A 13,243-nucleotide genomic window follows, 5' to 3' on the forward strand; every position below is an offset into this window, starting at 1 on the left:
GGACGCGGCGGACCGGCGCAATGCCGCGGGCTTGACGGGAGGGGGCCGCGAATGAAGAACGTCACCATCACCGTGTCGGAGGATCTTCTGGCACGGGCACGGCTGGCGGCCGCCCGCGAGGGCGTGAGCCTGTCCAAATTCGTGGCCGAGCAGCTCTCACGGGCGCTGGGCGGCCATGGCGACCCGCTGGCGCCCTTTGACCGCTGGCTCACGGGTCCCGGCTGGGGCATCGCCCCGCCGCCGGCCCCAAAGCGCGAGACCGCAGATGAGCACGGCCCAGGAGGCCCTCAAGCAGACGCTCAAGACGATGGCCGAACGGCCCTCGACGAAAGCGCAGCCGCCCGTGCGCTGCTTCGTGGACGCGCCGATCCTGCTCTATCTCCAGGACCGCTCGGAAGCCCGGAAGCGGGCGATGGCACGCCATAGCCTGCGCTCCATCCGCCGCCATGGCGAACTGGTGGTGAGCCCCATGGTTCTCGCCACGCTTTACGGCGATGCCCGCCGCCGCTTTCCCCTGGTGGGACGGGACGCCGTGCGCGCCTATCTCGCCGACCTCATGCCCGCTTGCCGTTCGGCCGGGCCGCTGGAGCTGATGGACCGCGCCTTCCGCGTGGAAGACCGGCTGCATCTGCCCTGGGACCATTGCCTGCTGTTCGCCGCCGCCCAGGCGGCCGAATGCCGGGTATTGGTGAGCGAGGATATCGAGGATGGGCTTTCCCACGAGCGCACGCTTGTGGTGAACCCGTTCCTCACCGATATGGAAACCCTTTTCACTTCCTTCAAAGAACGCTGAGAGATCTCTCAAGATGGGCTTCAAATGCGGCATCGTCGGCCTGCCCAATGTCGGCAAGTCCACCCTGTTCAACGCCCTGACGCAGACTGCGGCGGCGCAGGCGGCCAATTACCCCTTCTGCACCATCGAGCCCAATGTGGGCGAGGTGGCCGTGCCCGATCCGCGCCTGGACACGCTGGCGGAGATCGCAGGGTCGGGGCAGATCATCCCCACCCGCCTCACCTTCGTGGACATTGCGGGCCTCGTGCGCGGCGCCTCCAAGGGTGAAGGCCTGGGCAACCAGTTCCTGGCCAACATCCGCGAATGCGACGCCATCGCCCATGTGGTGCGCTGCTTCGAGGATGGCGACGTGACCCATGTGGAGGGCAAGGTCTCTCCCGTGGACGACATCGAGACCATCGAGACCGAGCTGATGCTCGCCGACCTTGAAAGCCTTGAGAAGCGCGCCTCCGCTTTGGAGAAGAAGGCCAAGGGCGGCGACAAGGAATCCAAGGAAAGCCTCGACCTCATGCAGCGCGCTTTGGTGCTGCTGCGCGACGGCAAGCCCGCCCGCCTCGTGGAGCGCAAGCCCGATGAGGAGCGCGCCTTCGACATGCTGGGCCTCATGACCGCCAAGCCGGTCCTCTATGTGTGCAACGTGGAGGAAGCCTCGGCCAAGGACGGGAATTCCCTCTCCGCCCAGGTGTTCGAGCGCGCCAAGGCGGAAGGCGCGAAGGCGGTGGTGGTCTCGGCCAAGATCGAGAGCGAGATCGCGGTGCTGCCCCCCGAGGAGCAGACCGACTATCTGGAAGCCATCGAGTTGGACGAGCCGGGCCTCAACCGCGTGATCCGCGCGGGCTATGACCTGCTCCAGCTGGTCACCTATTTCACCGTGGGCCCCAAGGAGGCCCGCGCCTGGACCATCACCCGCGGCACCCGCGCGCCAGCGGCGGCGGGCGTCATCCATTCGGACTTCGAGAAGGGCTTCATCCGCTCGGAGACCATCGCCTATGACGACTACGTCAAGAACAAGGGCGAGGCGGGCGCACGCGAGGCCGGACGGCTGCGGCTGGAAGGCAAGGAATATGTGGTGCAGGACGGCGACGTGCTGCATTTCCGCTTCGCGAACTGATGCGGCGCGCCGTCCCGGTAACGGGCGGCGCATCCCCTTCCCCGGCCCCGCCGCAAGCGTATAAGACTTGACGATCCGTGAGCCTCACTCACGGATCGTCAGTCAGGTCCGCCCGGCGCCGACGAAATACCGGACCGGCGGGACCAGACCGTCAAACGCGCGGGAGGACAGCGTGGCAAGTCTCTTCTTCGAGGACTTCATCGAAGGCGAGGTGAAAACCTACGGCGCCTACAAGGTGACCGAGGCGGAAATCATCGACTTCGCGCGCCAGTTCGACCCCCAGCCCATGCACCTGGACGCGGCGGCGGGCGCCGCCTCCATGCTGGGCGCGCTGGCCGCTTCCGGCTGGCACACCTGCGCCATCATGCAGAAGCTGACCTGCGAAGGTTTCCTGCTGAATGCCGCCGGGCGCGGGTCTCCGGGCGTCAGCGAGGTGAAGTGGAAGATGCCGGTATTCCCCGGCGATGTCCTGTCCGTGCGCCGCAAGGTGCTGGAAAGCCGGACGTCCAAGACCAAGCCGGACATGGGCCTCGTGACCTTCCGCCTGGAGCTTCTGAAAAGCACGGGCGAGGTGGCGAGCGAGGAGACGCTGGTCATCCTGTTCGCCCGCCGCAATCCGGGAGCGCGCCTCGCATGAGCTATTTCGACGAGATGCAGGTGGGCACCCGCCGCGTGCTGGGCAGCCACCTCTTCACCCGCGACGAGATCATCGCGTTCGCGCGCAATTATGATCCGCAGACATTCCATGTGGACGAGGAGGCGGCGAAGCGCTCCCCGTTCGGCGCCCTCATCGCCTCCGGCTGGCACACCGCCGCCACCTGGATGAAATACCTGCTGGAGGAGCGCACCCGCGACGATGCCGAGCGGCGCGCCCGTGGCCTGCCGGTGCCGGACTTCGGCCCCTCCCCCGGCTTCAAGAATCTGCGCTGGCTCAAGCCCGTCTATGCCGGCGACACCATCACCTATGCCACCGAGGTGCGTGAAAAGCTGCCCTCCAAGTCCAAGCCGGAATGGGGCCTGCTCATGGCCTACAATACCGGCACCAATCAGCATGGCGACCTGGTGTTCGACTTCGAGAGCACCGTCTTCGTGCGCCGCCGCGCCTGACGGCGCGTTACGATCCGGCCCCCTCCCGCGCCAGGGAGGGTTCGCCCGGCTCGGGATCGGACATTTCCTCCTTCACCTGGCCATAGGCCAGGAGCGCGAACAGCGCCGAGCCGCCCACGATGTTGCCCGCCAGCAGCGGCAGCAGGATGGACAGCACCGCGCCGATCCCCAGTTCGCCCACGAACAGCAGGACGAACAGCTCCACCGAGCCGGAAATGACGTGGGACAGCTCCAGCGCGGAAATGAGCGCCGTGAGCAGCAGGATGACTGCGAAGCGCGCCTGTTCGGCGCTCGGCAGCAGCCAGACCACCGTCGCCACCAGCCAGCCGCCCAATATGCCGCGCCAGAAGGCGGAACCGCTGCCGATTTCGGCCAGATGCCGGGACACGCCGAGAATGCCCTCCTGCGCCTCCTGCGGCAGGAACAGGCCGGAGGCGAGGGCCGCGCCGAACAGGGCGGTGCCCACCAGATTTGCGGCGAGCACCACGACCCAGATGCGCATGAGCGCCGCGAAGCTGCCGCGCGAAGGCTCGGCCAGGACGGGAAGCACCGCCGTCAGGGTGATTTCCGTGAAGAGCTGGTAGCGGCCGAGAATGACGATGAGGAAGCCGATGGAATAGCCCAGGCTCTCCACCAGCCCCCGCCACGGCGCGTCGGGCAGGTGGGCATGGAGCAGGCCTTCGCCCACGATGGAGAAGCCGATGGACAGGCCCGCCGCGATGCCGGACCACCACAGGCTCGCCATGGGCCGCTTCAGTTCCTCGACGCCCTCCCGGCGGATCACCTCATAGACCGCGAGAGCGCGCAGGTTCGCCCGCTCCTCCACGATCTCGTCTTCCTTGCGGGTAAGGTCCGCCGCCGCGCCCGGCGCGGCCTTGCCCGACCCGCCTGCCCGACGCGCCGGTTCGGCCGGACCATTCTGCTCGCTCACCTTGACCATGGCCGATCGCCTCCATTGCCAAGCTGAACGCCGTGGACGCCCTTCGGTTGCATCTCCCGCCTGCTCATGAGCCCGCGCATGGCCGCCCTGAGCCCCCGCCCCTTGCCCAAGGGCCTCTGTTGCCCCATTTTTAGGAACGTGGATCCGCCGGCCTTGAACCGGCGTGGTCAGGAGTTTTGACGATGAACGCTTCCCCGCGCCCCCGCCCCCAGGTGATGCGCATCACTGATGCCGCCGCCACGCGCCTGCGCCAGATCATGTCCCGCTCCACCCCTCCGGCCGCGGCCGTGCGGGTGGGCGTCCGCAACGGCGGATGCGCGGGCATGTCCTACACCATGGACTATGCCACCGAGATCGCCCCCACAGACGATGTGGTGGAGGACAAGGGCGTGAAGGTGATCGTGGATCCCAAGGCCATCCTGTTCCTTCTGGGCACGGAGATGGACTTCAAGACCGAGAAGCTTTCCGCGCAGTTCGTGTTCAACAATCCCAACCAGACGTCCGCCTGCGGCTGTGGCGAATCCGTCGCCATTACCCCGGCCCAGGCCGAGGCCCTGGAAAAGGATGCGGGCGCTTCACCGCAAGCTTGACCTTCCTGGAGGGTTTCACCATGGGTACATCCTTTCCGGAGTGTGACCCATGGTTCCACAACCCATCGCCTGCCTGCTCGAATCCCGCGCCTTCGCGATTATCGCCCGCGTGGTGCTGACCTTCGTCTTCTGGGGCGCGGGGCTGGACAAGCTGATCAATTTTTCCGCCGCCGCGGCGGAAATGAGCCATTTCGGCCTGCCTGCGCCCGACTTCATCGCCGCGCTGGCCATCGGCACCCTGCTGGTCTCCTCCCTGCTCATCATCTTCAATGTGGCCTCCTGGCTGGGCTATGGAGCGCTGGCGGTGTTCCTCGTGCTCACCATTCCCGTGGCCCATCCCTTCTGGGCCGCGAGCGGCCATGAGGCGCTGGAGCATTTCCGCGTGGCGGTGGAACATGTGAGCCTGATCGGCGGCCTGATGGTCGGCGCCATCCTCTCCCATCGGCAGAAGGCGGGCTGACGGAAGTCGCGGCGCGATCCCCCTGCGCGCGCCTCCATAGAGAACGCTTCTTGCCCGCCCTGAACGCGCGATGCACATCCGGGCATCCCGCCCGGCATAAGTGGTTGATGACGTGCATTTCCCCGCCCGCATGGACGGCCACGGCCCCCTCCATGCGCGTGACAGTGCATAAGTCCTTGATAGAGAGCGGTTCACAACCCGTATGGATGCGCTATGCGCTTCCCTGCGGCCCGATCGCGCTTTATGGTCCCGCCTCACGCGCGGACGTGGCGAAATCGGTAGACGCACGAGACTTAAAATCTTGCGCCGCAAGGCGTGCGGGTTCGAGTCCCGCCGTCCGCACCACCTTCGGGACGGCATCCGCCGGTCCCTCAGCGGATCTCGGCCCCATGGGTTCATCGCAGACGACCCCGGCGACGGGCGCGCCGGTGGGTGTTCCCCTGGCGCTGTGTGCCGTCGTCGTGGCCATGGTCTCGGTCCAGGGCGGGGCGGCCATGGGCAAGCAGCTCTTCCCGGCCATAGGCCCCGAAGGCGCCACCGCGCTGCGCCTGCTGTTCGCGAGCATCATCCTGTGGATGGTCTGGCGCCCCTGGCGCCATTGGCCAACCCGCGCCGCATGGCCTTCTCTGCTGGTCTACGGCGTCGCGCTCGGCGGCATGAACCTCACCTTCTACATGTCCCTCTCCCGCATTCCGCTGGGCGTGGCGGTGGCGCTGGAATTCACCGGCCCGCTCCTGCTGGCGGTGGCCACCTCCCGGCGCCCCCGGGATTTCCTCTATGCGGGCATGGCCATTGCAGGCGTGATCCTGCTGCTGCCGATCCATGCCATGGCGGCCCATCTCGATCTGCTGGGCGTGGCCTATGCGCTCATCGCGGGGGTTTTCTGGGCGGTCTACATTCTGTTCGGCAAGCGCAGCAGTTCCGCCGCCCCGGGCGGTTCCGTGGCCGCCATCGGCATGCTGGTGGCGATGCTTGTCGCGTTTCCGGCGGGTGTCGCCCAGGCGGGCACGGCGCTGCTCTCGCCCGCCTTGCTTCCGGTCGCCATCGGGGTCGCCATCCTCTCCAGCGCCATTCCCTATTCGCTGGAGATGATCGCGCTGAAGCGGCTGCCCGCCCAGACGTTCAGCATCCTGATGAGCGGCGAGCCCGCCATGGGGGCCATATTCGGCCTGCTTGTGCTCCAGGAGCACCTGTCGGCAAACCAGTGGGTCGCCATCGCCTTGATCGTCACGGCCTCGGTGGGCACCAGCCTGTCGGCGGCGCGCGAACACGCCGCCCCAGGTTCGTAAGTCCGGCAGCACGCCGCCGGACCCGGAAATGGCGGCGTCAGGCGGCCGCCTTCGGATAGTGGATCGGCGCCTGCGATTCCGCACGCGACGTATTCAGCAGGCGCTCCTGGCAAAGCTCCATGATCTGAAGCACTTCCGATCCCCAGGCGAGGCTCGACTCCTGGAGGAAAGCCGCCTCGCGCATGAAGGGATTGGCCACCCCTTCGGCCCCGTTCATCTCGGTGAAGAGGCGCATCTGGTCCTGCATGCGGGCCGCGGTGAAGCGCTGGAGCCGGCCGGCAATCTCCACCGGCAGTTCGAACCACAGGAGTTGAGCAGCAGCCGCGGGATTTCCCGATGTCTGGGCCGCATTCTGCCAAGCCTGGGTCCAGGTCTGAAACGGAGGTAGCGTGTTCATGGGTCCATCTCCCTGAAAATGGCCGACTTTAGTATAACACACCCAACCACGCAGCGCGCATTGTCCTGGATCAAATCGTCCTGAGTAAATGTCCTTAGGGACCGGCACGGCATCGCTCCTCAGCGAAAGCTGGGGCATGAAGGAGATGTCGGCGCGGACCAAAAGCCCCCGACAGACGGCCCAGGGCCCGGAGGAGCGCATGGTCGATTTGCCCACTGATTTCCGAGAGATCCGCCTCGAACTCGCCCGCGAGAAGGGCCATCCGGCCGGCGCGCGGGACTTCGGCTACACCTTCGTCGCCCCTCTCTCCGAGGACGGGCGGATCGAACCCGCGTTATGGGACAAGCATCGCGCCGCGTGCCGCGTGGTGCGCTTCCGCCCTAATGAGGCGGACGCGCTGGGCCATCTGGTGCGCCGCCCCGGCGGAAGCTGGGCCTTCCGCTATGACATTTCCGGCTCGGACGACGACGAGGCGGGCTATCGCTTCAACGACGAGCGCTTCGTGATCGGCGAATACGTCTCCGTGAAGGAAGACGACGAGACCCACACCTTCCGCGTGGTCTCGGTGGAGCCGGTCTGACCGGACCAAGTTCCGATGAGGGAAAAGGGGCGCCCCGGAGGGCGCCCCTTTTCGTTTCAGTAGGACTTGTACTCGCTCGTGCCCTTGGACATGGCGAACTCCTCCTCGGGGGAGAGAACCAGCTTGTGGCGGCCCACGGCGGCGAAATAGGCGATGCCCACCGCGAACCAGATGGCCACCCCGATCACGCCGTTGCGGTAGATGGGATCGGACAGCTGGAAGTAGATGGTCACCAGCGCGATGAGGATGGTGAGCGCCGCGCCGGGCACGCCGAACGGGCTCTTATAGGGCCGCTCGATGTGGGGCATGTTCCGCCGCATGAGGATGAAGGACAGCGCCTGCATCACATAGGAGAGCATGGCGCCGAACACCGCCATGTTGAGCAGCGTGCCGCCGATGGCCGCCGCCCCCGCCTCCGCACCCAGCGCGAACCAGATGGTGAGCATGATGCCGAGGCCCACCACGGCGCCGGCGATCATGGCCACATGCGGCGTCTTGCGGCTGCCATGGGTGATGGACAGCGCGCGGGGGAAATAGCCCGCGCGGGACAGGGAATAGATCTGCCGCCCCTGGGCATAGATGATGGTGTGGAAGGAGGCGATGAGGCCCACCACCGCCACCAGCGCCAGCAGGCTGGCGATGCCCGTGCCGTAAATGGCCTTGAAGCCGTCCAGCAGCGGCTCCAGCGAGCTGGAGAGGCCGAAGGCGCCGTTGGCCACCGAGGAGTTCAGCCACAGGATCATGAAGGCGGAGACGATCAGCGTCGCCATGCCCGCAATGATGCCCTTGGGCATGTCGCTCTTGGGATCCACCGATTCCTCGGCCGCCAGCGGAAGCTGCTCGATGGCCAGGAACAGCCACACCGCGAACGGCATGGCCGCCAGCGCGCCGCCGATGCCGAACGGCAGGAAGGGCCCGCCGCCATTGGGCAGCTCGATGGCCGCCCCGTCCGGCGACACGCCGATATTGAGCGCCCAGCGGGAGAAATCCATGACCGGGATGGCGCTGACCCAGAAGGCCACAAGGCAGGCGAGCGCGGCGAGCGTCACCACCAGGGTCACCTTGAAGGACAGTTCGACGCCGACCACGTTGAGGCCCACGAAGATCATGTAGCCGAAGATCCAGTAGACCGGCTGGAATTCCGGCGGCGTGCCGAAGATGGAGCCCATGTAGGAGCCAATGAACGACACCACCACCGCCGGGGTGATGACATATTCCACATTCTCGCACAGGCCGGTGATGAAGCCGCCCCAGGGCCCCATGGTGGTGCGGGCGAAGGAATAGGCGGCGCCCGTGTGCGGCAAGGCGGGCGACATCTCGGCGATGGAGAAGGTAAGGCCGAGATACATGATGGCGATGATGATGGCGGCGATGAACATGCCGCCCCATCCGCCCGAGGCGAGGCCGAGATTCCAGCCGGAGAAGTGGCCGGAAATGACCGCCCCCACGCCCAGCGCCCAGAGCGACCAGACCCGCGCATGACGCTTCAGCGCGCGTTGCTCGAAATAGGCGACATCCACCGTCGTATAGGTGACTCCCGATGACTTCTGCGTGCTCATCCGCCAGCCTCCGTCTCTCCCCCTTTGGGGGAAGCCCAGCACCCTGCCCACCCGCGCAAATGCCAACCTTAAGAAAAGCAAGTCCTGTGCCGTGCAACCGCGTAGCGCCTCGTCCTTTAGGCGGCCTCGTCCTTTAAGCGGCCTCAGCCTGCAGTGAGCGGGCGACGCGCCTCTTGCGCCACCGCGTCGCTGTCATCCTTCAGGTCCACCCCGGTCAGGCCGCGCCGGAACGCCTCCCGCAGCAGCCAGGAGAGCTTGAAGGCCGCCGCCTCGAAGGTGAGGCCGTCGCCGCGCACATTGGAGATGCAGTTGCGCTCGGCATCGCTCCGTCCGGGCCGGGGCGCGAAGGTGAGATAGAGACCGAGGCTGTCCGGCGAGGACAGGCCCGGCCGCTCGCCGATCAGCACCAGCACCGCACGGGCCTTGAGCAGGGCGCCCGCCTCGTCGCCCAGCGCCACCCGGGCCTGCCGGGCCACCACCACGGGGGCAAGGCTCCATCCCTCCGCCGCGACCCAGGGCTTGAGGGCCGCGAGAAAGGGCACGGCCTGCACATGGACGGCGGTGGAGGACAGGCCGTCCGCCGCCACGATGGCGAGGTCCACCTCGCCCCCCGCCGCTTCGGCGAGGCGGAGACGGCTCTCGTCGGACAGGCGCCGCCCGAGATCGGGACGGCGCAGATAGATATCCCGCGAGGCCGCCGCGCTGTCCGCGGCAAGGACCGGCAGGCCCAGTTCCGCAATGCCCTGCGCCACCGCCTCCCCGTCGAAGGGCGTGTGGACCGCGTCGCGGGCCTGGGCATGGGCGAGCGCGAAGCGCAGCACCTCGTCCGTGGGCAGGCTCGCGCCCGTGCGTCCCAGCGCGATGCGGGCGGGCGTATGGCGGGCGAAAGCGAGCCAGGGATCGCGGGGCGTCATGCGGCGCGCTCCACGAAGCCCAGAAGAGGATGGGACGCGCTGGCGGGGGCAATGCGCCCGTCCGGCCCGGTAATGCCCATGCGCGCGAGCCACGCCTCGAACTCGGGCGCGCGCTTCAGGCCGAACACCTCGCGCACATACAGGGCATCGTGGAAGGAGGTGGACTGGTAATTGAGCATCACGTCGTCGGCGCCGGGAATGCCCATCACATAGGTGACGCCCGCCGCCGCCAGCAGGGTCAGCAGGCTGTCCATGTCGTCCTGATCGGCCTCGGCATGGTTCGTGTAGCAGACGTCCACGCCCAGCGGCACGCCCAGCAGCTTGCCGCAAAAATGGTCTTCCAGGCCGGCGCGGATGATCTGCTTGCCGTCATAGAGATATTCCGGACCGATGAAGCCCACCACGGTGTTCACCAGCAGCGGCTCGAAGGCGCGGGCCACCGCATAGGCCCGCGCCTCGCAGGTCTGCTGGTCCACGCCGTGATGGGCGTCGGCGGAAAGCGCCGATCCCTGCCCGGTCTCGAAATACATGGCGTTCTGCCCGACCGTCCCGCGCTTCAGGGCGCGCGCGGCGTCCGCCGCTTCCTTCAGCACGGCGAGATCCACCCCGAACGAGCGGTTCGCCCCTTCCGTCCCCGCGATGGACTGGAAGACGAGGTCCACGGGCGCGCCCCGGTTCATCAGCTCGATGGACGAGGTCACATGGGTGAGCACGCAGCTCTGAGTGGGTATCTCGAAGCGCCCGATCACCTCGTCCATGAGCTTCAGCAGCCGCTCGATCACCGGCAGGCTGTCGGAGGCGGGGTTGATGCCGATCACCGCATCCCCCGCCCCGTAGAGCAGGCCGTCCAGGATGGAGGCGGAGACGCCCGCCGCATCGTCCGTGGGATGGTTCGGCTGGAGGCGCACGGCCATGGTGCCGGGCAGGCCGATCGTGTTGCGGAAGCGCGTGACCACCGGGCATTTGCGCGCCACCAGGATCAGGTCCTGATTGCGCATGATCTTGGAGACCGCCGCCACCATTTCCGGCGTCAGGCCGGGCGCGAGGCGGGCGAGCGCAGCAGGCGTCGCCTCATGGGAAAGCAGATGGTCGCGAAAGTCGCCCACGGTCATGGAGGCCACGGGCGCGAAGGCGGCCGCATCGTGGGTGTCGAGGATGAGGCGGGTGACCTCGTCGGTCTCGTAGGGGATCAGCGCCTGCGAGAGGAACGCCTTCAGCGGCACCTCCGCGAGGCACATGCGGGCGGCCACGCTCTCCTCGGCACTGGCGGCGGCGATGCCCGCCAGCACATCGCCGGAGCGCAGCGGCGTCGCCTTGGCCATCAGGTCCTTCAGATCGGCGAAGGCATAGCTTCGCGGACCGACGCGATGGAGGAAGGCCATGGCATGTCTCCGGCACGAGAGGAACCGTCCACTCGGATTACGTGCAAGAAACGCGCCTTCCTCAAGAGAAAAAACGCTTCTGGGAAAGACGCGCTGGGCGTCATGGGCTGCGCGCATCCCGACCTTGCCCGGACGGGATGCGCGGAACGCCGAGCTTAGGAGCCGATATCCTTGTCCGCCTTGCGCTTATGCGCCGCCAGCGCCATGAGGCGGCGGTCGCGCCACACCTGGCGGTCGGGAAGACCTTCCTGCGACAGGCGCTCGCGGCGCTGCTCCACCACCGTGTCCATCACCGGGCCCGACCAGTCCACGCGCCGCCACTGGGTGGGCGCCATGCGGGCATACATGTGCTCGTAGCGCTCGGCATAATCCTTCACGCCCGCCGGGGCGTTGAGGTCGATGGTCTCGAACGGCCCCATGAAGGACCAGCGCAGGGCCAGCCCCTCGCGAATGCCGATATCCACGTCCTCCACGCTGGCATAACCGTCGGCCACCAGCCGGAACGCCTCGTCCAGCAGCACGCCCTGCATGCGGTTCATGACGAACCCGTCCAGCTCCTTACGCATCACGATGGGCGACTGGCCCGCCGCGCGCATCAGCTCGGCGGCGCGGGTGATGGTCTCCGGGTCCGTCCAGGGAGAGGGCACCACTTCCACGGCGGGCACGAGGTAAGGCGGGTTGATGGGATGGCAGACGCAGCAGCGTCCGCGGCCCGCGAGCCCTTCCGTGAACAGCGACGGCAGGAGCGCGGAGGTGGAGGAGGCCAGCACGGTCTGGGGCGCCGCGAGGCGGTCCAGCTCCGCATAGAGCGCCCGCTTCAGCTCCAGCCGCTCGGGCGCGCTCTCCTGCGCATGGATCGCGCCGTCCAGCGCCTCCGCATAAGAAGCGACGGCGGTGAGACGGGCGCGCACCGTCTCGGGGGTCTCGTCGTTCAGCAGGCCGTTGGCCGCGAGGTCGGGCAGCACGCCATCGATATAAGTGAGCGCAGCGGTGGGGGCGGCGGGATCCGCATCCGCCAGCGCCACGTCGAAGCCCGCGCGGGCGAACGTGATGGCCCAGGCACGTCCGACGAGGCCGGAACCGATAATGGCGATCTTACCCTTGCTCATATGTCCTCCCTGAGGGCGAGGGGCGCTCCGGGTTGAGCGCCGTCAATACCAATCGGCCGCCCGGCCCCTGCGGGCACGCGCGCATGAGACCCCGCGCCCCGCCGCCAAAGGCGGGACGGAAGAGATGCCGACGAAAACCTGTTCGCGCCGGGCGTCACGCCGCCGGCTGGCGCCGCACACCGCGCACGGCGGCGGCGAGATCGCTCACCAGGGCTTTCACGGACGACGCCGTCTTGTCCGTGGCACGCCCCTCTGCGTCGAGCGAAGCGCGCACCGCATCCACCAGCGCCGAGCCCACCACCACAGCGTCCGCGCCCGCCGCAATGGCGGCAGCCTGCTCCGGCGTCCTCACGCCGAAGCCGACGGCCACCGGCAGGTCGGTATGCTGCTTGATGCGCGCCACCGCCTGGGAGACGCGCCCGGCATCGGGCGTCGCCGCGCCGGTGATGCCGGTGATGGAGACGTAATAGACGAAGCCCGCCGTGTGCCGCAGCACCGTGGGCAGGCGCTTCTCGTCCGTGGTGGGCGTGGCGAGGCGGATGAAGTCGATCCCCGCCTTCAGCGCCGGGAGGCACAGTTCGTCGTCCTCTTCCGGCGGCAAGTCCACGATGATGAGCCCGTCCACGCCCGCCGCGCGGGCATCCGCCAGGAAGCGGTCCACGCCATAGACATAGATGGGGTTGTAATAGCCCATGAGGACGATGGGCGTGGCATCGTCCCCCTCGCGGAAGGCGCTGACCATGGCCAGCGTCTTCGCCAGGGTCTGCCCGGCCTTCAGCGCCCGCAGCCCCGCCGCCTGGATGGCCGGCCCGTCCGCCATGGGATCGGTGAAGGGCACGCCCACCTCGATGATGTCCGCCCCCGCGCCCGGCAGCGCCTTCAGGATGGCGAGCGAGGTCTCCCCGTCCGGATCCCCGGCGGTGATGAAGGTGACGAGGCCCGGCCGCCCTTCGGCGGCGAGGGCCTTGAAGCGGGCGGCGATGCGGGTCGGGTGGGGAGCGGAAGAGGTCAT

15 protein-coding genes and 1 tRNA gene are annotated in these 13,243 nt (G+C 67.8%); 9 read left to right on the top strand and 7 right to left on the bottom strand.

The window, feature by feature from the left end; all coding sequences use genetic code 11:
* Positions 1-265 precede the first annotated feature (265 nt).
* The 4 genes from EJJ38_RS11725 (at position 266) to EJJ38_RS11740 (ending at position 3,011) form a co-directional block, all read left to right on the top strand.
* Positions 266-793 carry a PIN domain-containing protein gene (locus tag EJJ38_RS11725; RefSeq protein ID WP_127090229.1) on the top strand — a complete coding sequence of 176 codons (528 nt, stop codon included), beginning with the start codon at positions 266-268 and terminating at the stop codon, positions 791-793.
* 13 nt (positions 794-806) lie between these two features.
* Positions 807-1,904, top strand: coding sequence for a redox-regulated ATPase YchF (ychF, locus tag EJJ38_RS11730; protein WP_127090230.1), 1,098 nt, complete (start codon positions 807-809; stop codon positions 1,902-1,904).
* Positions 1,905-2,076: 172 nt separating this feature from the next.
* Positions 2,077-2,541, top strand: a complete 465-nt coding sequence (locus EJJ38_RS11735; RefSeq protein WP_127090231.1) for a MaoC family dehydratase — start codon at positions 2,077-2,079, stop codon at positions 2,539-2,541.
* Complete coding sequence (locus EJJ38_RS11740) at positions 2,538-3,011, top strand: MaoC family dehydratase (protein WP_127090232.1); 474 nt, start codon at positions 2,538-2,540, stop codon at positions 3,009-3,011. Before EJJ38_RS11735 ends, EJJ38_RS11740 begins: the two co-directional genes overlap by 4 nt.
* A gap of 7 nt (positions 3,012-3,018) precedes the next feature.
* Here EJJ38_RS11740 and EJJ38_RS11745 read toward each other — a convergent pair whose 3' ends face one another.
* Complete coding sequence (locus EJJ38_RS11745) at positions 3,019-3,951, bottom strand: formate/nitrite transporter family protein (RefSeq protein WP_127090233.1); 933 nt, start codon at positions 3,949-3,951, stop codon at positions 3,019-3,021.
* A 182-nt stretch (positions 3,952-4,133) separates the two neighbouring features.
* Between EJJ38_RS11745 and EJJ38_RS11750 the strand changes: the two genes are divergently transcribed.
* The 4 genes from EJJ38_RS11750 to EJJ38_RS11765 all read left to right on the top strand — a co-directional run bounded on the left by EJJ38_RS11750 (position 4,134) and on the right by EJJ38_RS11765 (position 6,290).
* Positions 4,134-4,541, top strand: a complete 408-nt coding sequence (locus EJJ38_RS11750) for a HesB/IscA family protein (protein WP_127090234.1) — start codon at positions 4,134-4,136, stop codon at positions 4,539-4,541.
* A gap of 49 nt (positions 4,542-4,590) precedes the next feature.
* Positions 4,591-5,001, top strand: coding sequence for a DoxX family protein (locus EJJ38_RS11755; protein WP_127090235.1), 411 nt, complete (start codon positions 4,591-4,593; stop codon positions 4,999-5,001).
* A gap of 260 nt (positions 5,002-5,261) precedes the next feature.
* Positions 5,262-5,346, top strand: a tRNA-Leu gene (locus EJJ38_RS11760).
* A gap of 44 nt (positions 5,347-5,390) precedes the next feature.
* Positions 5,391-6,290, top strand: a complete 900-nt coding sequence (locus tag EJJ38_RS11765) for an EamA family transporter (RefSeq protein ID WP_205666141.1) — start codon at positions 5,391-5,393, stop codon at positions 6,288-6,290.
* 37 nt (positions 6,291-6,327) lie between these two features.
* Here the strand turns inward: EJJ38_RS11765 and EJJ38_RS11770 are convergent, their stop codons facing one another.
* Positions 6,328-6,687 (bottom strand): hypothetical protein, encoded by a 360-nt coding sequence (locus EJJ38_RS11770; RefSeq protein WP_127090236.1) that lies wholly within the window; start codon positions 6,685-6,687, stop codon positions 6,328-6,330.
* A 199-nt stretch (positions 6,688-6,886) separates the two neighbouring features.
* Here EJJ38_RS11770 and EJJ38_RS11775 point away from each other — a divergent pair, with 199 nt between their 5' ends.
* Complete coding sequence (locus EJJ38_RS11775) at positions 6,887-7,267, top strand: hypothetical protein (RefSeq protein ID WP_127090237.1); 381 nt, start codon at positions 6,887-6,889, stop codon at positions 7,265-7,267.
* Between the two features lie 56 nt (positions 7,268-7,323).
* Here EJJ38_RS11775 and EJJ38_RS11780 read toward each other — a convergent pair whose 3' ends face one another.
* From EJJ38_RS11780 to trpA, 5 genes are all read right to left on the bottom strand, one after another.
* Positions 7,324-8,826, bottom strand: coding sequence for an amino acid permease (locus tag EJJ38_RS11780; protein WP_127090238.1), 1,503 nt, complete (start codon positions 8,824-8,826; stop codon positions 7,324-7,326).
* A gap of 143 nt (positions 8,827-8,969) precedes the next feature.
* Entirely contained in the window at positions 8,970-9,740 is a 771-nt protein-coding gene (eutC, locus tag EJJ38_RS11785; RefSeq protein ID WP_127090239.1) for an ethanolamine ammonia-lyase subunit EutC, read from the bottom strand.
* Entirely contained in the window at positions 9,737-11,122 is a 1,386-nt protein-coding gene (locus tag EJJ38_RS11790; protein WP_127090240.1) for an ethanolamine ammonia-lyase subunit EutB, read from the bottom strand. The genes eutC and EJJ38_RS11790 overlap by 4 nt, the downstream gene beginning before the upstream one ends.
* Positions 11,123-11,277: 155 nt before the next feature.
* Positions 11,278-12,231 (bottom strand): 3-hydroxyacyl-CoA dehydrogenase, encoded by a 954-nt coding sequence (locus EJJ38_RS11795; protein WP_127090241.1) that lies wholly within the window; start codon positions 12,229-12,231, stop codon positions 11,278-11,280.
* A gap of 154 nt (positions 12,232-12,385) precedes the next feature.
* Positions 12,386-13,243, bottom strand: a complete 858-nt coding sequence (gene trpA, locus EJJ38_RS11800; protein ID WP_127090242.1) for a tryptophan synthase subunit alpha — start codon at positions 13,241-13,243, stop codon at positions 12,386-12,388.

Source organism: Aquabacter cavernae (assembly GCF_003993795.1).
Taxonomy (GTDB): Bacteria; Pseudomonadota; Alphaproteobacteria; order Rhizobiales; family Xanthobacteraceae; genus Aquabacter; species Aquabacter cavernae.